The following is a 21743-nucleotide window of genomic DNA, read 5'->3' on the forward strand; positions in this document are numbered from 1 at the left end:
ATGATTAAAAAAGAATTTGACAGACACGGATTGACTGGCCATGAACACAAGGAAAGATGAGCAGCCGTTGGACTTTTCCGACAGCTTTGAAATATCGGGGCAAATATTTTTCTGGCTGTTGTCTTCAACCGTCTTCGGGATTGTATTTTTTTCGCTGTTTACTGCCGATCAACCCGTTATCTCAACAATATTCGGCGGCTTGATTGCCGCTTTTGCTACATTGATGGCCTCTCCATTGACCGCATTGACATCCACCTTGCTGGGCGGCATCCTCTCCGGATTGTTGTATTGGGTAGGAAAATCAAATACCACCGCATAATTTGAAGAAAGAAAAGCCGGATACTGATTTGTCCGGCTTTTTTACATCCCCCTCTGATAACCCGCCTTCATTTGGCGGGTTGCTTCTTTCTGCCAGTCTTCAAATTCGTCCAGCGGCAGCGTATAAACCTCATCCACGCTCCAACCGAACCACCATGCCAAATCAGCAGCGGCAGACAGCAACTGCCGCTGCGCTTCGGCCTTTGAAAGAGGAGGACTATTTGTCTTGGTCAGATTCCGTGAAGCGGCGAAACGTTTCCTGCAACTGTTTCCAATCCGCCAAATCCAAGCAGTCCAAGTCTTCGGGAATCATGCCTGTCATGCGGGCAAACAGGGCCAGTTCTTGCTCCACCTCATTCGTCAGATGCGAGACGGCGCGCAAATCACCCACGCACAAACGACGAAGTGTTACCTGTTCCAACATCTGACCCGTCGCCAGCAGTACCGGATATTTCAGTTTCACAACGGTATTTACACCCAAATCTTCTTGCAATTTCTTGGCTTCATTCATTTGCCATCTCCAAAACGTTTATAAAAATAAAAAATCACCGTATCGGTAAAGATACGGTGATTGTGTCAAAGATTGTCTGAAACGGCTTTTAATCCGATTTAAAGATTAAGCACCAATGTTTTTACGCATTTGGGTCAAAACGTCCTGACCGTCTACGCGGTAGATGTTTTTGAGCGCGTTGTAGTACAGCACTTCTCGACCGCCGACGACTTGGCGGACTTCTGTCGCCTGGTAGGTTGAGCTAAATTCCGCCTTTTCCTTCGGCTTGTAACCGCCCAAGGCGTTTTTTGAAAACATCGCCGTTACCGTAGTTACGATGGGGACTTCTTCTGCCAAACCTGCTGCATTAAAGGTTTGCAGGTTGCCGCGTACCATCAGTTGCACGGCTTTGAATGGGTTGGATGCCTTCTTAGCCACTTCAGGATAAAAGCTGTTCCAAGTAACTTCGCCTTCCAGCGCCTCAACGCCGTTTGGCAGCTTAATCGTGCCGACCATACCCAAACCGGTAAAGTCGTCCTGACCAAACTCAAACTCAGGCAATTTAAACTCGGATGCATTACCCAAAAGGCTGTTGCCGTCAATATAGATGTTGGCATTGTAGATTGCATTGATTGCAGACATATTTCTTCCTTTTTCAGACGACCTTAGTTAGCCGATACCAAATTGATGAGATACTTGCGGGTCATCACGCTGGTATTGGTAATACGCTCGGACGGCAGTTTCGGCGTGTAGTCGTAAACGATGGGGACCTGACCTTTGCTAAACGCATCGACTAAATCGTATTCATAGTCCAAATCCACCGAGAAGCCCACAATAGATTTAGGCGTAGACATATAGGTGCGGACGCTCTCAAGCAGGCTGTCAATCAAGGCATTCGGATCGTCTGCATCAATCGGTTTATCAACATACTGCAACTCTAAACGACGGATAGACTCGTCAATAATGTCGCCGGTGCGTTGTGCCACTTCGAAATTTTTAATATGCGATGTAGTCGGGAAGCAGGCAAGGCGGTTACCCCACATACGATAGCCTGTACCGTAGGAATTGAAGACAGTCGTAATGCCTTTTTCATTCAGGCGGTTGGTTTCCGACTGCGGGTCGTCGGCGCGAGCAGTCAGACCGATTTCCACGCCGGTTACGCCCAAAAGTTCGCGGTTGGAGATACTGTACCAGTAGCCTTGTTCCACATCGGTTTTCATGCGAAGACCTGCCGCATGGGTGGCAAGGCTTTCCAAACCCAACAAACCGACGACGTAGGGGTAAAAGAGCTGGCAGCGGTCGGATGAGGTTTGAAAATTGATGCTTCCCAACGGACCGCGTCCTTCCAAAGCCTTACTCAGGGTCGTGCTTTTCGGCGCATTGACATAAGCAATGGCTTTGAGCTTGGTTGCCATGACTTCCATTGCCGCACGAGCGGTGGCAGTCTTGTCATATTCCGGTACGATGATGATTTTAGCGTCCGCACCTTGGCGGTTGAAGCCTTCAGTCAAAAGTTCCAGGCCGGTACGCTTGCCGGTAGCGGCGACATATGCGCCGACGATGTCGGCTTCGGTAACTTTCGTCGGGTCAGTGTAGGTGTAGCTGATTTTTGGGTCGGTTGGCTTGGTTTTGTAGGTAATCTCACCGGTTAGCGTATTGATGGTGTAGTGCGTGTTTTCGGTCAGCGCATTACTGCCGTCCGTCAGCGTGTAGACGCTTTGCAAAGCGGGCTTGGCGGTTTTGGCCGTCAAAGTGTCAGGATCAACCGTCAATACCTCATTGCTGACGCTTGTCTTATGTTTGGCGGGGTCGCAAACATTGACGACATAGGCAACACCGCTGCCGTAGCGCGTCCAAATGTGTGCGGCATCCGGCAGGGTAAAGCCTTGAGCGGTCAGCTCGCCGCCGAATTGGCCAAAGTCTTTTTTAGTTTGACATACCGTCAGCTCATTGACCGCGCCGACTGGCGCAGTGCCGACGATGGCGGTAATTGCGCCGTCAACGGTATAGACGGGGTTGGAACCGCCGTCGATGCGGATGGTCTCCGTGCCGTGATGGTAGGCTGCTGCCATGATGGATACTCCTATTTTTTAGATTTTAAATCGGGGTTGAGGTCTTGGTCGGGGCGGCGGTAGTGGGCAGCAATGAAGAGCGGGCGTTTTTTCTCACGGCAGACTTCGACCTGCTGGGTCTCGGTCTGCAAGACCAGCTGATACTGCCATGCACCCGCATCCTCGGCCAAAAACTCATCGCTGATAAGGTGGCAGGGCTGGCAGTTCGGCGGCGCAAAACCAACCATAGCAAGACGTGTCTCATCTAAAATCGCCAGCGTGCCGTCATCCGCATTAAGGCTGCTGCCAAAAACGGTCAACATCAGCCTGACATCGCGCTGCTGCTCAATACGGCCGAGTTGCTCAATATCTCCAAATTTACTGCCGCCGTAGCCGACCAAGATTGCCCCGACGGGATGGATAAATTGGTATTCGGACGGGCGGTCAGGGAAAGCCTCAACGCTGACCCACGGGATAGCGGCCTGCAAATGCTCTACTACCGCATCAATAATCGGACGTGTCGCGCTCATCAGTAGCCTCCCAAATCCATTTTGTCGCGCACTCGGACGTGATATGCGCCCGGCTCAGGTTGCGACGGCTTGTCCAATGTAGCGATGCCGATATGGATTTTGCCGTCACGGATAGACTCAAGTGTCTTAATCGTCGTGTTGTAGGCGGTTTCCAGCGGTTTTGGAAAGTCGGCGCGGTTGATTCGGCGGCTGTGTAAAAAATGGCGGGCAATGTTGATGCATAAAGGCTGCAATACCGTCGGCGTTTCCGCCAAAGGCAGTACATATCTGCCGCGCAGGTATCCGTCCACCAAATCGCAGGCATAACGCACTGCCGCATCAATGACCTGAGCGTCGGGTTCCGTCCCGCGCGCATTGTCGTTGGTCAGTTGCACCAACTCCATTTTGCCCATCGCAGCCGTCAAATCATCCGCACCGATATACATGGCTTACTCCGCCTCTTCGGCTGCTGCCGGTTTTTTACCGCGTTTCGGTTTTTCAACTTCGCCCGCAGCGGCATTGCCTGTATCATCTGACGGCGTACCCTCGGACGGCGGAGTGCCATTTTGTTGCGCATCCAGCTCTTCGCCGGTTGTCAGTGTCGGGGTAACGTGTGCCGCAACTGATTCGTACTGCTCCGCTGTCAATTCGACCGCTTCGCCGGCTTCGACGCGGAATTGGCCGCCTTGTTCGTTTTCCAAAATTAACGGGGTGTTTGCGATATAAACTTTAGCCATAATCAGCCTTTCAAAAATACTTGGATGACTTCGCCCGCAGCAGTTGCCGCCGAGCGCGCCGTACCGGCAATCTTGGCATTACCTGCCGCCTTGACTGCCGCGCCTTGTGCATCGGCTGCCACTTCATCGCCCACGGCAATCGTGCCGCCTGCCTCGACTAAGGCGATACCCAATACATCAACGGCCAACATTTCGCCCGCATCCGCATCCAAAGTAGCAGCACCCAGCACTTTCACACCGGCGACGGCCTGTTTGCCTGCAAAATCCACAAAGCGGTTTTTGACCACCTTGCCTGATGTTTTGACAGTGGTTACCAAGACCACTTGTTTCGTTTGTGCCATTTAAGACTCCTTTTCCTGCGCGTCATGCGCATTTTCTTTGACGCGGTAAGCTTCGAGGTCCAACAAATTTTTGAGGGCATCCTCATAGGCAAATTCGCGGCCTTTTGCCTCATCAAAGATGTCGGGAGTAATACAGGCAGACTTGCCGATGACCACAAAGCCGGAATGCAAAATCACAGTACATACGGTAGCAGTCGTACCTTCGACACGGTGGTATCGAGTGTCGGCAATACGCGCAACCAAATCTTCACGCTTTAAAAATAAAGTCATATTTTCTCTCCACAGGTCGTCTGAAGCCTTTCAGACGACCTTTTACTTATCAAGCAACCGCGTTTTCAAACAAGAAACCGCATGCACCGCCGACCACCGCCGCTTTGCGGATGTCGGTATAGCGCGCGTATTCCACCTTGCCGCCGACCTCTTCGTAGCGGTCGACTACCGGCATACCGCGGCGGCGGAAGGTATAACCGAAGCTCGGCTCACCCTCGTCATTGCCGCCGGAAGCCACATTCGGACGCACAATCAGGCTGGCGAATTTGCCCCAAATATCTTGGGTGGCCTTATTGGCGGCAGGCGTAGATACCGCCTCGCCGACGATGATGTCGTCCAGCTCCAGCAGATTTTTCAGCTGCTCGACCGTGAGCAGGGACTTGCGTTCGTTTGCACCCAGCGCACCGATGAGCTTCTCGTGGCGTTTCAATGCCGCCAACACGCTTGCACCGACCACCAGCACCGACGGGCGTACACCGCAGCCGGCACGCACCGTTTCGCGGGCGGTTTCGATGTCTGCCAACGGATCAGAGTTTTTATCGCTCCATTTTTGGGTGGCGGCCAAGTCTTTGCTGAAACCGGACTGATAAGCCGATTTGTTTTGCAGGAGGGCGGCAGTTTCGATTTCCTGACGCAGCTGCACGCCCTTGACCGCACGGCGTGTTGCCTTGGCGCGCTCGTCGTACATGGATTCCGCTTGTTCGCGGTAATCCACACCGGCGGCCAAATCATGCTCTTCCAACACGACCGGCATAAAGCTTGGCGAGTCCAGCGTAATCACATTCGATGCCGCACCGACCGCACGTTCGGTCTGATACTCGACAAACGAACCCTTGCCGAACACCGGCACACGCACGCCTTCTTTTTCAGTAAACACCACCGGGAAGATTTTCTCGGCAATAAAATCCGCCTGCTTGTAGCCCAGTGCGAGATTGGTCAAAACCGGATCAAGCTGTCCGCGCAGGCCGCGCAAATGAGATGCACTCATGTTTTATCCTTTTTCAGGTCAAATGCGACGACATCGTCGCATTTGACGGGTTGATGATTTAAGCAATAGTACGGCGGGCAGCCTCTTCGTAAGGGATACCTTCCTTCGCCGCCAATGCCAATGCACGTTGGTGATGGCTCAAGGCTTCCGGGTCCGACGCTTCGGCAAAGTCTGCCGCCAATCCCGACGGCGTTTCACCTTTAGCCATCTCGCCGCCCTGAATCTGCTTGGGCAGAACGGCGGTAAAAAACGCACGCAGCGCAGCAGACAAAGGCTGCTTCTTACTACCTTCGCCGAAGTCGGCAGTTACGTCGTCAGGGTATTCGGCAAAATCCAAAACCTTGACGACCAAATCCTTGTCGGCAGGTTTCAGACGACCTTCTTTAACCAAGCCTTCGGCAAATTCGGCATTCTGCTCATGCGCACCATCGCGCAGGGCGGCATGCTGCTCGTCTTGCAGCTTTTTCAATTCCGCCTGCGATTCAGCGGCCTGTTTCTCGGCAGCTTCACGGGCGGCCTTTTCGACTGCAAGCTCTTGTTCCAGCGACATAGAGGTCTCCTTGTTTTCATGGTTTTCTGGGGGTGGGGGTGATTCGGTAAATTCGGCAGGCACATGGGTTTGAGGCACGGCAGCCAATTCTTTAATTGCCTCAATTTGCCAATCAGGCAGCACTTTATCGGCTTCTTCCAGGCCGAAACGGCCGATAAACCAGTCTCTGAAACGGCTTAATAACGAGGCGGTCTGAAGATGTGCGTCTTCGGCAAACTCGACATAAACTTCGCCCTCGGCAAAACTGATGGCGGACAAACCTTTGACGGCGGGCGTTTGCGCGCCCAAAAAGCCGACATGGCGCAGCGTCCAAATGCCCGGTTTAGGATTGTTCGGACTGGTTGGCGGGTAGAAACTTGCCGACACTTTTTTATATCGTCCGGCTTTAACCAAATCCGCAAAGCCCTCATCGACTTGGGCAAAGTCCGCCGTCAGCACGCCGTTTTGCACACCAAGCGACTTGACCCAGCCGTAGGCGGGCGCATCTGCCTTGGGATGCCCGACCACAATAGGAGCCTCATGCACCTTCGGGTCATATGCTTGGGCAGCGGCGGCAAGGTCAGCCTCGGTAATCGTTACCGTATTGCCGTTTGCATCGGTACGCGTCCCTGCGCGAAAAATTTCGTAAGACATAAAAAAGCCTCATCGGATGGATGAGGCTATTGTGGCAAAGTCCGTCTGAACCGCCTTTTAATGCGGCTTAAAGAATGATTAGTCAAAAAGGCGTTAAAATCGCGTTTTTAGCGCGTTTACCCACTGGGATAGGCAAACCCTTATCCAGACCGACAAATGCGCTAAAAAAGCGGTCAGGACGAATCCTGACCGCTATCTTGAATAAATCGGGTAATCACACAAACAAATCTCCCTGATTTTTTGCCCGCTCCGCCATCCCGACCTCCTTGACGATGCGGTAGATGTGCTGGACAGTCAAATCATATTTGCGGGCAAGCTCCACATGATTCTTGCCGTTAAACTCCTTATAAATCTTCAGGTCTCGCTCGGATACCCTGCCCAAAAGGTTTTTTGGGAAATAAATCAACTGCCCGCCCCAGTTGCTGGTCAGATGATGAGACAGCTTTTTAGATACCTCGACCGCCTGCTGCCGCTCCATCGGCAATACCGACATCAAGCAGGCGACCGCCTGGTCTTCCAAGTCCGCCACCAGCTCAGGCACTCTGTTGTCCGCCATTTTCCACCCTCACTTTCCACTTCTTCAAATGCTCGATGACCCGTATCGCGTCATCAGTCCCTAACCATCCATGATAATCTATGCCCGTCATGCGTTTGACAAATCGAGCCAGGCTCAATTCAGACGGGCTTCGCACTACGCCCAAATGGTGCAGCTCCAACCAAAGGGCGCGTATCTTTTTGACCTGCGCCTCCATCATGCGGTTTGGCATATGCACCGGCAAATCAGGCTTGCTTGATGTCGCCTGCGCTTTTGTGGTAACCACAAAACCCCGCATCTTCATTGCCCGTACGGCAAGCTCCAGCTCTTCGACCGACAGTTTGGTACTGCTCGTCTTGCCGCATGACAGGTTGGCGAGCAGCGCGCGGTATTCGCCGTCGTCCATCATCAACTGGGTTTTAGCCACATGGATGAGCCGTATCAACCGCTGTTTTTTCTGAGCACGGGTTTCCATTTCCAGCCCCCTAAGAACCTCAAAAAAGTGAAACATCGTTTCACTTTTTTCAAGAAAATCAATAAATAATGATATTCTATTCGGGATTTTTGCGCAGTGCAACTAAAACGGAAGGATGTAAAAAAGCCCCCGTTTGGGGGCTTTCGTCATAAAAATTTAATCACTACCGCCATCATTGCGGCGACGGCTGATACCAATCCGGTAGCAATCATAATGGGATACCACCGAGCCTCTTGGGCTATTTTGACCGATTCCGCATTTATCTTATGCGCGTTTGCGATGATTTTTGCGATTTCGGCATCCACTTTTCTAAGTTCGGCCTGCTTCATTTCAGTATCCAATAAATCTTTCATTTTTTGAGTCCTTTTGGTTTTTCGGGCTTGCTTCATGCTTCCCGATAAGTTTTATTATACGCGATATTTTCGCATAGTCAAGAGTTATTTGAGCGTGTTTTGCAGCATGACCCACTTGCGGTGCGGCATCCCAGAGTGATCCTTGGCATCAACCGGGGCGACCCAGTTTTGCACGGTGCGCAACGCCGTGCCAGTCCGTCGTCCAACCTCGGCAAGGGTCAGCCCGTATGTATCCATCACAAATCTTAAATTTGCAGGGGTGTAGCCTGCTTCGGGATATTTCATTCGGCCTCCTATTTTGTTTTACAGCCCATCGCCATTGCTTCGGCAAAAACCGACAATTTGATTTTGTATTCCAATACATCCGCCCCTTTTTTTGGGGCGGTCAGTATAGGCTTAGTTCCGCCGGCAATCTGCGCGGCGATACTGTCTATCTCTCTCTGCCTGAGCCGTATCAGGGCCAACAGATTTTCCGCCACCTCATCAGGCATGGCTCCTTCGCCACTTTCCCATCGGTGCCAAGCCCGCTCTGACACCCCATCAGGACGTACAGATGTACAGGCAACCGTTTTGGCTGCCTCCAAAACGGTTAAAAACAAAAGACGACGGTATGCCTCAATGACAGTGTGGTGCATAGATTAACTCCTCCTTAGGAGCCATTATATCCGCCGCGACCGATGGCGCGCCATCGGTTTATCTCGTCCGCGTACCAAATCATCAACCGTCTGCGCTCGTCTAACAGCATTGCCTTGTTATAAACGCCGCGTACACCGCTGATGATATGGGCCAACTGCAATTCAATGGCATCAACTGACCATAGCCCGCTTTCGTGGGCGTGCGTGCTAAAAACTTTGCGGAATCCATGTATCGTCATCTTGTCCCGCCAGCCAGCCTGCGTGATAACGTGCAAGGGTCGGTGTCCGCCGATGCCGCCGAATAAAAGGTCTCCGGCAATTCCGCGCCGTGTTCGCTCAACCAGCCAAGCAGACAACAAATCCACAACTTGAGGCGCGAGTGGGACGACATGTGGCCGCCTCATTTTCATCCGCGCTGCAGGGATCGTCCATGTTGCCGTCGCAAAATCAAATTCAGACAACGCTGCATTAACCGCCTCGCCGCGCCGAACAGCAGTATAGACAATGAGCCAAAAGGCGGTCAGCGCGGCGGCATCGATATTGGTATGGGTATCCACCGCCGCCAAAAATTCGGGCATATCCTGCGGTGGGATAAAACTAAAGCCCTTGTAGGTATAGGGTTTGAGCGCAATGCCCAGCCCCTCTGCGGGATTGTAGCGGCACCAGCCCTGCACCTTGGCATAACGGTACACCCCGGATACCACCTGCAACAGCCTCCGTGCCTGCGACGGCGCATCTTGCTCGTAGGTTTGGATGCAGCGGATGATTTGCATGGGCGTGATGCGGTGGATGCGCTGTTGCCCGATAAACGGATACACATACCGCTCCATTCGGTAGCGGGTGTATTTTTGCATTTCCGGGCAACATTCGGCGAGGCTGACAGACAGGTATTCATCGGCTGCCGCCTTAAATCGCGGCGGCTGGGACAGCCAATTGCTAAACCAGCTCATGGTTGCTCCTTAAGGAGTGGCGGGTCTGCCGTAGGCTCCCCGCCGGTTGGATGGTTTATTGTTCGCGCCAAGCCTGCAGGGCGGCACGGTACTCATCGATGGCTGCTTTTTGCTCATCAGTCATACTGTATTTGGTGTCGTCCACATAGTAATTGTAGCTGCCTGGCCGGCCGTAGATTTTGCCGTTCCACGGTTTGCCGCCCTCGCGGCTGCGGTTGGCATAATCTGCGCCATGCCGCTCTTTCAAGAAATCAAAACAGCCGTTGTATGCAGGTTTGCTGGCTTCTTTCTCGGCGATTTTTTGCCATTGGTGGCGCAGCATCGCCATATCCAGCACATTGCTGGCCGGCTGCTCCAAACGGTAGCCGAGCGGGGCGATTTCTTGGATGATGGCTTCGGCTTTTTCCATCAGTTCGCTTTCAGACTTAGCTTCAAAAGTTTTTTGCCATGCCTTGGGCGGCTCTTTCGTAGCCAACACTCCGGCCAATCCTTCTTTTTCGTCGTGGGTAAAGCAAAAACCTAATGCTTTCAGGGATTCTTTATTTGCCAAGGTTCTGCCGTGTACCACCACGGAAAACAACGGCACCGAGCCCATGCGGTATTTGATAACGGCAACCTGTTCGGCTGCTGCTTGCTGTTTTTTGTAGCATTCGGGGCAAACCATGTTTTGCTCGTACCAAGCCAGTTTGCGCTCGCGGTCGGCACTTTTGCCGAAAAGAGATACGCTTCCAGTACCATGACCGCAAGCGTAGGAGTAAGAGTATTTAGCCATTTTGATTCATCCTTTTAGGTTGTTCAGGCTTGCTTTGTGCTTCCTGATGAGTTGTATTATACGCGATATTTTCGCATAGTCAATAACATTTTTAAAATTATTTCACCAAAATAAAAAGGTCGCCTGAATCTCTTTAGACGACCTTTTTTTAAACATCAGCGGCTTTAACGGTTGACCGCTTCTTTCAACGCCTTGCCCGGGCGGAATTTTGGCGTTTTACGGGCGGCAATGGTCAACGGCTCGCCGGTCTTAGGATTGCGGCCTTTGCGCTCGGCAGATTGGGCAGCGTGGAACGAACCGAAGCCGACCAACGTAATGTCTTTGCCGTCCTTCAGCGTCTGCGTTACCACGCTGACAAACGCATCGACAAATTCCGCCGCATCGCGTTTGTTCAATTCTGCCTCATCGGCGATGGCTTGGATTAATTCAGATTTATTCACTTTTTGACTCCTATTTAGATTTAAATGCGGCAGACCGTGCCGCGCGGTTTATGAATTTATAGTTTCAGATAGCTTCAGTTTTTATTACCGCTCATCAGAGATTGATGTCTTGCCGCTTGGATGACTGCCAGATTCGGATATGCCAACACCTGATAAACCGATGTACTCCTTACCGGTTTTCTTGTCGGTAATTACGTATACCCCGCGATAATTTGAGTAAGCAAGATCATCAGGAATAACAGCAATGCGTTTCACAACGATGCGGTCTTCGGTTTGAATATCTACTGGCTTTCCCTCTCTATATTGCTGATAACTGGCAGTTGGTTCACAAGCTGCTAACACAAAAAGGCATATGAGTGACAAGAAAATTTTTCCCATGTTCACACCTTCGCCACATCCAAATTCATCAACTGATACTCCCCATCCTCGCCGCGCTGATACACCCGCACAAACGGCTTGCTGATATGCACCTGCAAACTGTCGGAGAGCGCATCCATCGCCCGTTGCCATTTTTCATCCGTGATTTGCAGGCGGCGCAGACCAAGTACGCGGGCGGTGCTGATATTGCCTTCTTTATCCACCTGAAACGCCGCGTTAATCAGTGTTTTCAATTCCGTGCGGCTGCCTTCCGTCCATTCGTTGATGCACTCGTCAATCAGGGCTTTGGCGGCAATCAATCCCTCGTCAAATACCAGCGTGTCCTGCATGGCAAGGTTGACGCGGTATGCGCCGTCAAAGCTGTGCAGGCTGATATTGCCTTTCTTACCGCCGACATTCACGTCATAGCGGTCGGCACTCAACTGTACAAACGCTGCAATATCGTCCATCGCCTCGCGTTTGAACGCCATCAGTTTATCCTGTACCGCGCGGGCTTTGGCGGCGATTTCCTGCACCAGCTCATCGCGCAGCAGGTCGATTTCTTTAATATTGGCCAGCGGCACGAGATTACCTTTGGCATCCTGTTTGTATTGGGTTTTATCAATGTTCATTTGTTTCCCTTTCATTTTGATTTTCGAAAATGCGTGGCCTCGGGGTATTTTTTAAAACCAACTTCGGGCATAAAAGCGTTATCGTCATCAACTTCTACTGCCTCCACGTTCTCGATGATCGTTCCATCGGGTAGTAGTACGTCGCAAATCCACCCGATACACGGGAGTTCATCGTTTAGATTTTTCCAATCATTCATTTCTTTACCTTTCTGCCTTTCGGCATAAATCCTTTGACATTCGTCCACCGACCGGTGCCTCGGCCCGTGTATCCAATCCCTGTTCATGCAGGGTGCGTTTTTCAATCTGCCGACAATCTTTTTCAGCTCGGCGGACTGCGCCTTGCCGTATTCCGTCGGCTGGTGCTTCTTTTCCAGCCTCGGCACCATTCTGATTTCGGGCGGCGGCAGGTGTTTGATAAGGTCGGCAGGGTTTGGCCACTCTGACGAGGATGCCGCGATAGCCCTAAAGGCTGCCTGTATCCTGATTCCGTCCTGTTCCGGTTGCCACGACCGGCCGCTCAGTATGCCCAACCAAAGTTCGGCGACTGCCGTCAAATCCGCCGAGGCAGGGCGGCCTTTGAGGTTTAGGGCGGCGAGCATCATAAAACCCTGCGCGATTGCTTTTTTAAGCCAGTTATTGTTCGCCTCCATTTGACCACTCCATCAAACCGCCCAACCCGCTCCTCAATTTGGTGTTTGCCACCTCTCCTGCGGGAGAGGGTTGGGGAGAGGGCAAAACCGCCGTTCCCGCCGTCTTTTCAGGCGACCAAAACGTAATGTTTTCCAACAAATAACCGTGGCTGGTCAGCGGCGGCGTCAGCTTTCCTGCGTCCCGTGCCTCAAGGCATCGTGTTGCCGCCCAAATCCAAGCCTCACGCGGAGCCGGGTAAGTTTTACGGTTACGGACGATTTCGCCCTCCCGTATCATCGGCGCAATCTCGCCAATAAGCTTTGAAACCCGGTTAAAACTTAAATCCTTTTCGGCGGGGCGAAACAGCGTCAGATACCGCAATACCGCCTTAAAAAGGTCGTCTGAAATGCCGGTCAGGGCAATCAGGGCTTCACGGGCATCGTCATGGGCGATTAAGACATCCAAGCTCATCACCGCGCCGCAGGTGGGGCAGCGTACTTTCATCGCGCCGCCTCCAAATCCTTACGGCTCAAACACCGCAATGCCGTCTGAACCACATCCTCAATTTCATCCGATAGCCGAGATGACACATACATCATCACAAACTTACCCGACACCGTTGTCAGCTCAGTGACAAGATGACCGCCTTTTTCGCGCCATACCGATACTTTTATTTTGCTGTAATCCCTGTTCATTTTTCTTCTCCCGCGGGCTCCAAAACCACGCCTGTTATTTTGTCTGTCTCGCTCATCCCGCCGTAAACTACCTCCCAGTTTTTATCGGCTTCAAGAGCATCTCTTTGATCTGCCGTTGCCGCGACCGGCTGGCAGGCGGCAAGCATGGCGGTCAGTATCCATAACCCCCTCATTTGTACTGCCCCCTGTCATAGACGTTGATCTGCATAGGCTGTTTTTGGCGGCAAGGCTCGGTCAGCATTGCCTGTATGGCTACGACGATGGACAGCAGCACAATTACAATGGCAAATTCGATTTCATATTTTTTCATGATTTCCCCTTTATTTTTCAGACTCTTCCGATTCGTTGATACCGGCCAGAACGGCTAACTCCACTATGTCCTGCCAAGTCAATACAAACCGCTTCCCAGTAGCTTTACTGACAACCATCGGCTCACATCCCACAGAGATTTCCATCGTGTATTCCATGCTGCCGACTTTCCCGGTAGCTACCTGTTTTCTAAGTGGAAGCAGTAAGTGATTGGGGTCAATAAATTTTCCGAATTTGTTATCCATCTCACACCCCCCGTACCACATCGCCGTCAACCATCTCAAAACCAAGCTCCGCCGCCTGATTCATCGCTGCCGCCACCAAGTTGTTGACCGCCAGCGGATAGAGCAGGCTGTTGGTTTCCAATCCCTTGCTCGTGCGGCTTTTGACTGTCAGACGCTCAGCAACCGCATCAATCGCGCTTTGGTCTAAAATCTTCGCCATGTCCGCATTGACGCGGTCAAATTTGTGCTTGAGATAGCCTTCTAGTTTGCCGTCGGTCAGCGGCAAGAGTGTGACCACCTCGCAGCGTTGCACCACCTCGCGCACCGCAGGATTGTTTTCGCTAAGTTTTTGCGCCAACTCCGTCTGACCGATTAAGACAATCCCGAGCAGGCGTTCAAACCCGTTTTTCAGTTCAAAAAAGCGTTTCAGGTGTTTCAGGGTCGGCAGCGGCAGACCGTGCGCCTCCTCAATCAAAAGCAGGTGTTTGTTGCCTGCTTTCGCGCTTTCCGACAAAGCGCGGTGGATTTGGCGGAAACGTGCTTCCGGGCTGCGTTTCGGGCTGGTTCCCGGCGACACCGCCTCCAAAATGGCCTCGGCAATATGTACCGCCTTAAGCGTTTTGCCTTTTTGGTCGTTGTCTTCCATTGCTAAGACATAAGGCTCGATCAGGATGATTTGTCGGCCTTCGCGGTTGATGCGGTCTTGCAGGTCTTCTCGCAGTGTGGATTTACCCGCGCCGCTTTCGCCGACCACCGCCACAAAACCGCCGTGACAGGCCGTCTGAAACATTGCCTCGCGCACATAGCGCACATCCGGCGTCATATACACATCGTCTGCAGACTGGATTTCGTCGTTAAACGGGTCGCGGAATAAGCTAAAATGTTGTTTTGCCGCTTGGTTTAAAGTTGCTTTTCGTAGTAACATCTCATTGTCCTTGTCTTCGTAAGTTGCTTGGGCAGGTGCGGCTTCCGGCTCGTTTCTCAGGCTCGCTGGGATTTCCGCACCATTCGTTTCAAAAAATTGTTTCAACTTCCTTCGCAGCTCGGCTGCGTTTTTTTTCGGCCATTGCCCGTGATTGACTACCGCCACCAGCATCGGCTTGCTGCATCCGATTTCGGCTGCCGCGGCGGCATAGGATTTGCCGATTTGCTTAAAGGTCTGTTTCATGCTTTCCCTTTTTTCAAATGCGACGACGTCGTCGCATTTGCCTAACCGGTTTTATGCAGTTTCAGACGACCCATCGTCTTGAGCCTGTCGTAAACCTCGTCCAATTTGCTCTCGACCACGCCTTCCGGGTAGTGTTTGAGGATGACCGCCATCGCCTGTTTCCAGTCGCCGCCGTCTGCCTCGACGCGGGGTTTTAAGCGTTTGGCGATTTCGACCTTGCTCAATACCTGCTCAGAGACCTCCATCCGGTTGTACGCCATCTGCTGTCCCTGTTTGGGCATAAAGAGCGTATTGCGCGCGGCAAGCGTATCTTCCTGATGTTTGTACGGGTCGATTTCGCCGCCGAATGGGACTGCTTTGCCTTTGCGTTTGGCGGCTGCCGCCTCCAGCGTTTCCGCACCCATCGCCAGCTTGTCCAGCTCTTTGCGATGCTGCTGCGCGTCCGTATCGGCAGGGGCTTTGTATTCCGCCCCAATGACTGCCGCATCAGCGCGGAAGCCCATCTCGTCAAACACCACTTCGGGGACGGATACCCAAATCTCATTACCCTCCGCGTCATAAGTGGCGACCCGCGCCCCGTTTACCTCCCAAGGGTTCTTAGCGACCAAAACCTTCTGACCGACCAAAATCCCCTGGATGCCTTTCACGCTATATACCCGTCCGCCGAAGCGGATTTCCAAATCCGCCGAGACTTTCGCCTCTTTCGGCGCGCTGATGGCCAGCTCTCGGCAATAATCCGCAGGCGGCGGCAGGATGAGCTGCTCGGGTTTGATTTTGTTCCACGCCTGATAGCGGGTCATGCCGTGGCGGCTGTGCTTTTGCGTACCGTTGTAGTAACGCATCCATCGTTCCGATAAAGCATTGAGCTGGTCGATGTCGTGTACCTCGGTAAAGCGCAACCCGCTCTCAAATGCCGTCTCGACAATATCGTTAGCTTTCTCGACCTGTCCCTTGGCACGCGGATTGCCCGGCTTGTTGATTTGCACATGCACATCCAACGACTTGCACAAATTTTTAAACGCCGCCGAAGTATTCGCGCTGCCCGGGTCAAGCATGACCATGCGCGGCACGCCGCGAAACGGGTCTTTTAACGGGTCTGCCTTTTGCTGCATCATGTAGATGAAAAAATCGCAGAGGTTCGCGCTGGTTTCGCCGCCGAAGTAATAACGCACCGCAATCGTGCCGGAGGCATGGTCTGTCCCCGTGTACCGCCAGACGCGGTCATTTTCGATTTTGACGACGTTTTTCGGCTTATTTTTATAAAACTCCTCTTCTTTCATGACCCGCAGCCCCGTATCCTTGCCCTGACGTGGCAGGTAATACAAAACGCACAAACTCGGGTCGATTTGCCAACAATGGTTCGGATGCTCTGATTTCATCCGGCTGACCGGTTCGGGCTGGAGCAGTTGGTCGGGATGCAGCTTGTACTCTCGTAAAGCCCGGGTAATGGTGTTTTCAGAAAGCGGCATGACTTCCCCGGTTTCCTCATCAATCCGCGCCGCCTCGATTTTTCCGTTGGCGCGCAGCATTTCCACCGCCTGCCGCACCGACATCAACCGCTTGCCGTTGCGCCTCATTGCCTCCACCAAAACCGCCGAAATCAATTTAGCTTCTTCCGGCTTCAGCTCCGTCTTGCCCGCATCGCTGCGCCGTTTGCGCGTCGGCTTGACGCTGACCGCCTCCAGCTTGCGGTATAGCGTGGCAAGGCTGATGCCCAATTCCTGCGCCTGCTGCTTAAGATATGCAGAGCGTGCGCCGCGTCCCATTGCTTCCGCCTGATTCTCGACTGCCTTGAGACGCTCAATCATTGCCGGATTCATCGCCTTCTCCCGTTTCACCGCCCAACCATTCCGGCACATTGTCTGTCGGGGCTTCGGTCGGAAGGGCATAGCTTTCGCGCAGTTGCTCGCAGTCCAAAATAATTTGATTGAGCGTGCCGACCATCTTCGCGCGGTGGTCAAATCCATGCGCTTCGCCGTGAGCCGCCATCTGTTCAAACATCTCGCGCAATCGGCTGATTTGCGAGCGGATACCGACTTCCAGGCTGCCAAGCTGCATCGTCAGCTCGATGCCCACATCCACAGGTTTAGGCTCTTTGACACCCGTCTGCTTTTTCGACAGCTTTTCCGCCAGCTCATCAACCTTTTTATTTTTATCGGCAATTACCTTATCTTTCGCTTCCGCCGTTTCGCGGCTTTCGCGCAGGGCGACGCGCAGCTCCTTGACCGTCATACGGTCGACATCGTCAAAAGTGTTGCCGTTGACCTCGCCGCCTTCGGCAAGCTCCAACAAAGTGTCGTCGTCTTCAACCAGCAGCTCGAGCAGTTTGGATTTGCCCAACGTCATCAGCTTAGGCTGCACCTGTTTCATTTTCGGGTCGATAAATCGGAGGGTGGCATTCATCAGTCTTTGGGATTCCCGCCGTCCGAGGCCGAATTCTTTTTCAGCGATTTCGGCAAACCGCCCATGCGGCGTATGCTCCTTGATGATGATCAGCGCGCGTCCCAGCTCAAACATCCCTTCCATCGTTTGGCGTACCGCAAATCGTCCGCGCTCAATCCATACCGTCTCGTTGTAGGCCTCGCCGCTCGAAAACTTGTCCATAACCTCCATGCTGTGGATAGCCAGTTCGTTTGCCGTTGCGCCGACCGTATGCCCTAAAATTTCTGTTGCCATTTCTTTTGCTCCTCAAATGCGACGACGTCGTCGCATTTAGTAAATTCGGTTTTCCAATTCTTGCAAGCGCGCATTCAGCCGCTCTTGCTGTTTTCTAAATCGCTCTGCGATTTGCAGGGTTTTGATACCGTAGGCGTAGTTGCCGTTTTCGAGCTTGATGACCAATCCCGATGCAACCAAATCATCAATATCCCTGCTGACTTGCGATGGCGTCAGCCCCAGTCCGACCGATAAATCCTTATTGCTCAGACCGATAATCGGATGCTCGTCAAGCGCGATAAAGACCCTCAATAGCCGTTGTACCCTTTTACTTTCTGCCATATCGACTCCTACGCTGCGTCTTGTTTGGACTTAAGCCCGAGTTCCAGCGCGATTTGATGCGCCTTCCCCCGATTTGCCTTGACGGTTCCGTTCAGAATGCGGGACACGTACGTCGGGTCATAACCACGCGCCATGCACCAATCCTTCATCGTTTCACCGCGCTCTCGGAAACCTGCTTTTATTTTTTCTGCTTTCACGGAATATCTCCTATTTCGTTCTCGTGCTAGAATCATGATTGTTTAAAGATTTAAACAATCTTGTATCAAACTTGATGCAAGTATAATAGGAATATTTCTGGCTAGCAAGATTATTTCTAGTTTATTTTTAAGGATTAATTCTATGAGTTTGATTTTTACTGGAAATATTCGTGAACTTCTTGCAAAAGAAGAGCTGACTATCGCTGAATTTGCCGATTTGATAGATGAAAAAGTATCCAGGGTAAATGATGTTTTAAGCGGAAAGCAGCGTCCACCATTTGATATGGTGGAAAAAATATTGAGCAAATTTGATGTTGATGCAAACTGGCTGATTTCTGGGAAAAAGAATAGCAAAAGGAATATTTCTAGTTTGACGGCATTGTCAGACGACTACGCCTATATCCCCATGTTCGATGTCGAGGTCTCCGCGGGCAACGGCACGACCGCCTACGGCGTAACAGACCCCGCCAATCATTTGGCGTTCCGGCGAGACTGGCTGCTCCAGCGCGGCCTGCATGAGCAAGACCTCAACATCGTTACAGCTAAAGGCGACAGCATGGAGCCGACCATCAGCAGCAAAGACACGCTGCTGGTTGATACCTCCAAAACCAATCCGCGCGACGGCCAGATTTACGTTATCCGCAGCGGCGACGTTTTATGGGTAAAGCGTGTCCAACGCCAAATCGACGGCAGCCTGCTCTTGATTTCCGACAACACGACCTATCCGCCTATGCCGCTGATGCTGGCAGACCACCCTGATATACAAGTCATCGGGCAGGTGGTTCAGGTATCCAAAGACCTGTATTAAGGAGACAAAATGAAAAAGGGTTATTTGACATTGCTGGTGTCTGTTATGATGTTTTCCGCATCCGCCCCCGCCTTGGCGAAAAGCTGCAAAGACTTTCCGACGCAGCAGGCAGCGCAGAAATTTTATGAAGCCCGCAAAAAATCAGGATTGAGCGGCTGGAAGAGTTTGGACAGGGACGGCGACGGACGGGCTTGCGACTGCAACCCGGGCGGAAGCGGCAAGAATTGCCCGAAAAAGAAAAGATGATTTCTGAAAGAAATAGAATGGAAACAAAAATATATCTTGGAATCTTCTTATTGGCTGCTGCACATTTGGTTAATGCAGGAGGAGTGATGAAAACAGGAGGGATGATTGGTCCTCATCCTGAAACATTTTCGGAACGGTTCAATGAATTGAACAATGGAATGATGGATTTGTTCCCAAGAATATCAATTGTTGCGGGCAAGACACATCAAACAAAAGACCTTGGTAATGGCATTACGTTGTCTGCAAAACTGGTCAAGGAAGGAGATATTTTTGAGAACGTCCGGATAAATTGTAATACATTGGCGAAAACTCAAAGAATCAACAATTGCTTAGTGAGTATGTATTACACAGCTATTGCGTTGGATTATGAGATAGACCGTTTGGCATTTATGGATGCCATTCAGACTGCCGTCAAAAAAATGCAAGCCACTTATAATCAAAATGGAGTGGATTATTTCATTACGGTCAATCGTAAGCAGAAAAGTGTTTCCATGTTGGCAAAATCGGATATACCTATGCAGATTGAGGCAATGGACGATTCAAATGAAGCATATATGAAAAGCGATAAATGCAATCCCGAAGTTGAGCTGTGTATTACACCTTAGCTTCCGGCAGGTTTTAACCTCCTTTAAAAGCCCATTCAGACGACCTTTTCTAAAATCCCTGTATTGATTTCAACCTCAATACAGGGATTTTCCATGTCAGACAAATTCAACCAATTCATCAACCGCGTCCTCTCCCACGAGGGCGGTTACGTCAACCATCCCAAAGACCCCGGCGGTGAAACCAACTGGGGCGTCACCAAGCGTACCGCACAGGCAAACGGCTTTACCGGCTCCATGCGTGCCATGACCCGTGAGCAGGCTGTTGGCATTTACCGTAAAGCGTTTTGGGAGCGTTACCACGCCGACAAAATGACCGAAGCGGTCGCTTTCCAATTTTTTGATGCCTGCGTCAACCACGGTTACGGCAATGCCGCCCGTATGCTCCAACGCGCCGCAGGCGTGCCGGACGACGGCATCATCGGCGAGATCAGTCTCAAAGCCATCAATTCCCTTCCCGAAAACGACCTTTTATTGCGGTTCAACGCCGAGCGTCTGGTCTTTTATACCAAGCTCGGTACGTTCACCTCTTTTGGCAAAGGCTGGATTCGCCGCGTCGCGCAAAACCTGATCCACGCATCAGCGGACAACATTGATTAAAAAAGGAGCAATCATGTCAAAAAAGTCTTTACTCGCCCTAATGGCCGCCGTGATGTCTCCCAGTTTCAGCGTCGATCTGGGCATTCGTTCAGCTATACCTTCTCAGGGATGCCGGACGATGCCTCACCGTCCAAGCGGGGTGGCGGCGGCGAAACGCGCCGCGAAGAAAAACCGTCAAAAATGACCGGCTTTTTCCGATGGCTGGGCGGCTTAGTCTCCAATCCCGCAACCGGGAAAATCAGCCATACCAAATTATGGGCAAACGTTGCCGCCGCAGCGATGACCTATAAATTCTCGCTCGCACCCGATGCCCCCGAATGGCTTTGGTGGGCATACGGCGCAATGGTCGGAGGCTACGCCTTAATCAAACGCGGCATTGCCGCCGTACCGCAGTTGGCGGAAATCAAAAAATCCGCGAATCCCGAAGAATGGAGCGGCAATGATTGATTTTTTGTACAAAAACAAAACGGCATTGGCATGGCGTGCATTGATTGTGTTAGGCATCTGGCTAAACGGCTATCACTATGCCGCCGACAAAGCCGATGCCAAGCAAACCGCCCTGATTACCGCCTACCAAAACTCGTCAATGGCGGCAGCCAAACAATACGCCGACGAGCTTAAAAAAGCGCAGGCGGAAACGAAGCGTTGGCATGACTTCGCGCAGCGTCAAAGCATCGAGCTGGCATCCGCCCTGAGCGAGCTGGATAAAACCAAAAACACCTTACAGGAGCAAACGCATGACGCGATTCAAAAAGACGGCAATGGTTTTAACGGTATCGGTTCTAACAGCCTGCACCTCTACAACCGTGCCTTCGGATACCCCGATTAAAACCGTACCGACAGTGGATTTGCCGCCTGTATCTACCGGGCTGCTGGTCAAATACGAACGCCCCGAGCGTCCGACCGGCGGCTCACCCGAACAACTCTTGAACCATGCCGTGCGCTACGGTGAATACTGTCAAAAGCTCGAAATCCAAATTGAGGGCTGGCAGAACTGGTACACGAAAGGCCGTCTGAAACATGACTGATTTTGCCGACCGCGCATCAGAGCGTGAAGCCATATTTTTGGAAGAGTCCCTGGCGAAACATCAAAACACACCGGAACGCGCCGACAGCCTGAGCCATTGCGAAGATTGCGGCAGCCCGATACCGGAAGCAAGGCGAAAAGCAGTCAAAGGCTGCACCCGCTGCATCGTTTGCCAAGAATATTTCGAACACGGATGATCTTAAA

General features: G+C 51.9%; 41 protein-coding genes. 9 read left to right on the plus strand and 32 right to left on the minus strand.

What is annotated here, in order from left to right:
- Positions 1–40 precede the first annotated feature (40 nt).
- The gene (locus O3660_RS01570; protein WP_049350602.1) at positions 41–319 is read left to right on the plus strand and encodes a hypothetical protein; all 279 of its coding nucleotides are present in this window, start codon (positions 41–43) and stop codon (positions 317–319) included.
- 41 nt (positions 320–360) lie between these two features.
- On the opposite strand, the gene O3660_RS01575 is transcribed toward O3660_RS01570, so the two are convergent.
- The 32 genes from O3660_RS01575 to O3660_RS01730 form a co-directional block, all read right to left on the minus strand.
- Positions 361–501: a GpE family phage tail protein gene (locus tag O3660_RS01575; RefSeq protein WP_049350601.1), complete on the minus strand. Its 141-nt coding sequence runs from the start codon at positions 499–501 to the stop codon at positions 361–363.
- A 34-nt stretch (positions 502–535) separates the two neighbouring features.
- Positions 536–829 (minus strand): phage tail assembly protein, encoded by a 294-nt coding sequence (locus O3660_RS01580; protein ID WP_049350600.1) that lies wholly within the window; start codon positions 827–829, stop codon positions 536–538.
- A gap of 105 nt (positions 830–934) precedes the next feature.
- A complete protein-coding gene (locus O3660_RS01585) occupies positions 935–1450 on the minus strand; it encodes a phage major tail tube protein (RefSeq protein WP_371464473.1) in 516 nt (171 codons plus the stop codon).
- A gap of 23 nt (positions 1451–1473) precedes the next feature.
- Entirely contained in the window at positions 1474–2880 is a 1407-nt protein-coding gene (locus tag O3660_RS01590; protein ID WP_049350598.1) for a phage tail sheath subtilisin-like domain-containing protein, read from the minus strand.
- A gap of 11 nt (positions 2881–2891) precedes the next feature.
- A complete protein-coding gene (locus O3660_RS01595) occupies positions 2892–3389 on the minus strand; it encodes a Gp37 family protein (protein ID WP_371464474.1) in 498 nt (165 codons plus the stop codon).
- Positions 3389–3814 (minus strand): gp436 family protein, encoded by a 426-nt coding sequence (locus O3660_RS01600; protein ID WP_039405099.1) that lies wholly within the window; start codon positions 3812–3814, stop codon positions 3389–3391. The genes O3660_RS01595 and O3660_RS01600 overlap by 1 nt, the downstream gene beginning before the upstream one ends.
- A 3-nt stretch (positions 3815–3817) precedes the next feature.
- On the minus strand, positions 3818–4105 hold the full coding sequence (locus tag O3660_RS01605) for a hypothetical protein (RefSeq protein WP_049350596.1): 288 nt from the start codon (positions 4103–4105) through the stop codon (positions 3818–3820).
- Between the two features lie 2 nt (positions 4106–4107).
- Positions 4108–4446: a capsid cement protein gene (locus O3660_RS01610; RefSeq protein WP_049350595.1), complete on the minus strand. Its 339-nt coding sequence runs from the start codon at positions 4444–4446 to the stop codon at positions 4108–4110.
- The gene (locus tag O3660_RS01615; protein ID WP_039405105.1) at positions 4447–4716 is read right to left on the minus strand and encodes a Gp49 family protein; all 270 of its coding nucleotides are present in this window, start codon (positions 4714–4716) and stop codon (positions 4447–4449) included.
- A gap of 49 nt (positions 4717–4765) precedes the next feature.
- Positions 4766–5704 carry a major capsid protein gene (locus O3660_RS01620; RefSeq protein ID WP_049350594.1) on the minus strand — a complete coding sequence of 313 codons (939 nt, stop codon included), beginning with the start codon at positions 5702–5704 and terminating at the stop codon, positions 4766–4768.
- 58 nt (positions 5705–5762) lie between these two features.
- On the minus strand, positions 5763–6887 hold the full coding sequence (locus O3660_RS01625; RefSeq protein WP_049350593.1) for a hypothetical protein: 1125 nt from the start codon (positions 6885–6887) through the stop codon (positions 5763–5765).
- A 214-nt stretch (positions 6888–7101) separates the two neighbouring features.
- Positions 7102–7443, minus strand: coding sequence for a Mor transcription activator family protein (locus O3660_RS01630; protein WP_205836768.1), 342 nt, complete (start codon positions 7441–7443; stop codon positions 7102–7104).
- Positions 7421–7897, minus strand: coding sequence for a regulatory protein GemA (locus O3660_RS01635; protein ID WP_049350625.1), 477 nt, complete (start codon positions 7895–7897; stop codon positions 7421–7423). Before O3660_RS01635 ends, O3660_RS01630 begins: the two co-directional genes overlap by 23 nt.
- 146 nt (positions 7898–8043) lie before the next feature.
- Complete coding sequence (locus tag O3660_RS01640) at positions 8044–8250, minus strand: hypothetical protein (protein ID WP_070865663.1); 207 nt, start codon at positions 8248–8250, stop codon at positions 8044–8046.
- Between the two features lie 84 nt (positions 8251–8334).
- Complete coding sequence (locus O3660_RS01645) at positions 8335–8535, minus strand: hypothetical protein (RefSeq protein ID WP_039405115.1); 201 nt, start codon at positions 8533–8535, stop codon at positions 8335–8337.
- Between the two features lie 8 nt (positions 8536–8543).
- Positions 8544–8885: a DUF1870 family protein gene (locus tag O3660_RS01650; RefSeq protein ID WP_049352827.1), complete on the minus strand. Its 342-nt coding sequence runs from the start codon at positions 8883–8885 to the stop codon at positions 8544–8546.
- A gap of 14 nt (positions 8886–8899) precedes the next feature.
- Positions 8900–9835 (minus strand): site-specific integrase, encoded by a 936-nt coding sequence (locus tag O3660_RS01655; RefSeq protein ID WP_049352828.1) that lies wholly within the window; start codon positions 9833–9835, stop codon positions 8900–8902.
- A 55-nt stretch (positions 9836–9890) separates the two neighbouring features.
- A complete protein-coding gene (locus O3660_RS01660; RefSeq protein ID WP_371464478.1) occupies positions 9891–10607 on the minus strand; it encodes a hypothetical protein in 717 nt (238 codons plus the stop codon).
- A 164-nt stretch (positions 10608–10771) separates the two neighbouring features.
- Complete coding sequence (locus O3660_RS01665) at positions 10772–11080, minus strand: HU family DNA-binding protein (RefSeq protein ID WP_318250535.1); 309 nt, start codon at positions 11078–11080, stop codon at positions 10772–10774.
- Positions 11081–11131: 51 nt separating this feature from the next.
- The gene (locus O3660_RS01670) at positions 11132–11425 is read right to left on the minus strand and encodes a hypothetical protein (protein WP_049351486.1); all 294 of its coding nucleotides are present in this window, start codon (positions 11423–11425) and stop codon (positions 11132–11134) included.
- Positions 11426–11427: 2 nt separating this feature from the next.
- Complete coding sequence (locus O3660_RS01675) at positions 11428–12036, minus strand: DUF3164 family protein (RefSeq protein ID WP_314052486.1); 609 nt, start codon at positions 12034–12036, stop codon at positions 11428–11430.
- Positions 12037–12047: 11 nt separating this feature from the next.
- Complete coding sequence (locus O3660_RS01680; RefSeq protein WP_318250525.1) at positions 12048–12686, minus strand: hypothetical protein; 639 nt, start codon at positions 12684–12686, stop codon at positions 12048–12050.
- Positions 12670–13170, minus strand: coding sequence for a hypothetical protein (locus O3660_RS01685; RefSeq protein ID WP_049351484.1), 501 nt, complete (start codon positions 13168–13170; stop codon positions 12670–12672). Before O3660_RS01685 ends, O3660_RS01680 begins: the two co-directional genes overlap by 17 nt.
- Positions 13167–13361: a hypothetical protein gene (locus O3660_RS01690; RefSeq protein ID WP_049351483.1), complete on the minus strand. Its 195-nt coding sequence runs from the start codon at positions 13359–13361 to the stop codon at positions 13167–13169. Before O3660_RS01690 ends, O3660_RS01685 begins: the two co-directional genes overlap by 4 nt.
- Positions 13358–13534, minus strand: a complete 177-nt coding sequence (locus tag O3660_RS01695) for a hypothetical protein (RefSeq protein ID WP_318250527.1) — start codon at positions 13532–13534, stop codon at positions 13358–13360. The genes O3660_RS01690 and O3660_RS01695 overlap by 4 nt, the downstream gene beginning before the upstream one ends.
- On the minus strand, positions 13531–13671 hold the full coding sequence (locus tag O3660_RS01700) for a hypothetical protein (protein ID WP_254321771.1): 141 nt from the start codon (positions 13669–13671) through the stop codon (positions 13531–13533). Before O3660_RS01700 ends, O3660_RS01695 begins: the two co-directional genes overlap by 4 nt.
- Before the next feature lie 10 nt (positions 13672–13681).
- Positions 13682–13915, minus strand: a complete 234-nt coding sequence (locus O3660_RS01705; RefSeq protein ID WP_049351482.1) for a hypothetical protein — start codon at positions 13913–13915, stop codon at positions 13682–13684.
- A gap of 1 nt (position 13916) precedes the next feature.
- On the minus strand, positions 13917–15062 hold the full coding sequence (locus O3660_RS01710) for an ExeA family protein (protein WP_049351481.1): 1146 nt from the start codon (positions 15060–15062) through the stop codon (positions 13917–13919).
- Between the two features lie 41 nt (positions 15063–15103).
- A complete protein-coding gene (locus tag O3660_RS01715; RefSeq protein ID WP_049351494.1) occupies positions 15104–16870 on the minus strand; it encodes a DDE-type integrase/transposase/recombinase in 1767 nt (588 codons plus the stop codon).
- On the minus strand, positions 16863–17738 hold the full coding sequence (locus O3660_RS01720; RefSeq protein WP_049351480.1) for a hypothetical protein: 876 nt from the start codon (positions 17736–17738) through the stop codon (positions 16863–16865). The genes O3660_RS01715 and O3660_RS01720 overlap by 8 nt, the downstream gene beginning before the upstream one ends.
- Positions 17739–17774: 36 nt before the next feature.
- Positions 17775–18059, minus strand: coding sequence for a hypothetical protein (locus O3660_RS01725; RefSeq protein ID WP_013448358.1), 285 nt, complete (start codon positions 18057–18059; stop codon positions 17775–17777).
- Between the two features lie 8 nt (positions 18060–18067).
- Complete coding sequence (locus tag O3660_RS01730; RefSeq protein ID WP_009426278.1) at positions 18068–18256, minus strand: DNA-binding protein; 189 nt, start codon at positions 18254–18256, stop codon at positions 18068–18070.
- 142 nt (positions 18257–18398) lie between these two features.
- Between O3660_RS01730 and O3660_RS01735 the strand changes: the two genes are divergently transcribed.
- The 8 genes from O3660_RS01735 to O3660_RS01770 all read left to right on the plus strand — a co-directional run bounded on the left by O3660_RS01735 (position 18399) and on the right by O3660_RS01770 (position 21736).
- Complete coding sequence (locus O3660_RS01735; RefSeq protein WP_039405155.1) at positions 18399–19064, plus strand: helix-turn-helix transcriptional regulator; 666 nt, start codon at positions 18399–18401, stop codon at positions 19062–19064.
- A 9-nt stretch (positions 19065–19073) separates the two neighbouring features.
- Positions 19074–19310: an excalibur calcium-binding domain-containing protein gene (locus O3660_RS01740; protein ID WP_240600189.1), complete on the plus strand. Its 237-nt coding sequence runs from the start codon at positions 19074–19076 to the stop codon at positions 19308–19310.
- A 17-nt stretch (positions 19311–19327) separates the two neighbouring features.
- Positions 19328–19915 carry a hypothetical protein gene (locus tag O3660_RS01745; protein ID WP_049351493.1) on the plus strand — a complete coding sequence of 196 codons (588 nt, stop codon included), beginning with the start codon at positions 19328–19330 and terminating at the stop codon, positions 19913–19915.
- A 93-nt stretch (positions 19916–20008) separates the two neighbouring features.
- A complete protein-coding gene (locus tag O3660_RS01750) occupies positions 20009–20512 on the plus strand; it encodes a glycoside hydrolase family 108 protein (protein ID WP_049351478.1) in 504 nt (167 codons plus the stop codon).
- A 108-nt stretch (positions 20513–20620) separates the two neighbouring features.
- Positions 20621–20959, plus strand: a complete 339-nt coding sequence (locus tag O3660_RS01755; protein ID WP_049351477.1) for a hypothetical protein — start codon at positions 20621–20623, stop codon at positions 20957–20959.
- Complete coding sequence (locus O3660_RS01760) at positions 20952–21341, plus strand: hypothetical protein (protein ID WP_009426270.1); 390 nt, start codon at positions 20952–20954, stop codon at positions 21339–21341. The genes O3660_RS01755 and O3660_RS01760 overlap by 8 nt, the downstream gene beginning before the upstream one ends.
- Positions 21319–21540, plus strand: a complete 222-nt coding sequence (locus O3660_RS01765) for a hypothetical protein (protein ID WP_049351476.1) — start codon at positions 21319–21321, stop codon at positions 21538–21540. The genes O3660_RS01760 and O3660_RS01765 overlap by 23 nt, the downstream gene beginning before the upstream one ends.
- Positions 21533–21736, plus strand: coding sequence for a TraR/DksA family transcriptional regulator (locus O3660_RS01770; protein WP_049351475.1), 204 nt, complete (start codon positions 21533–21535; stop codon positions 21734–21736). Before O3660_RS01765 ends, O3660_RS01770 begins: the two co-directional genes overlap by 8 nt.
- Positions 21737–21743 lie beyond the last annotated feature (7 nt).

This window comes from Neisseria sp. 27098_8_139 (assembly GCF_041433195.1).
Taxonomy (GTDB): domain Bacteria; phylum Pseudomonadota; class Gammaproteobacteria; order Burkholderiales; family Neisseriaceae; genus Neisseria; species Neisseria subflava.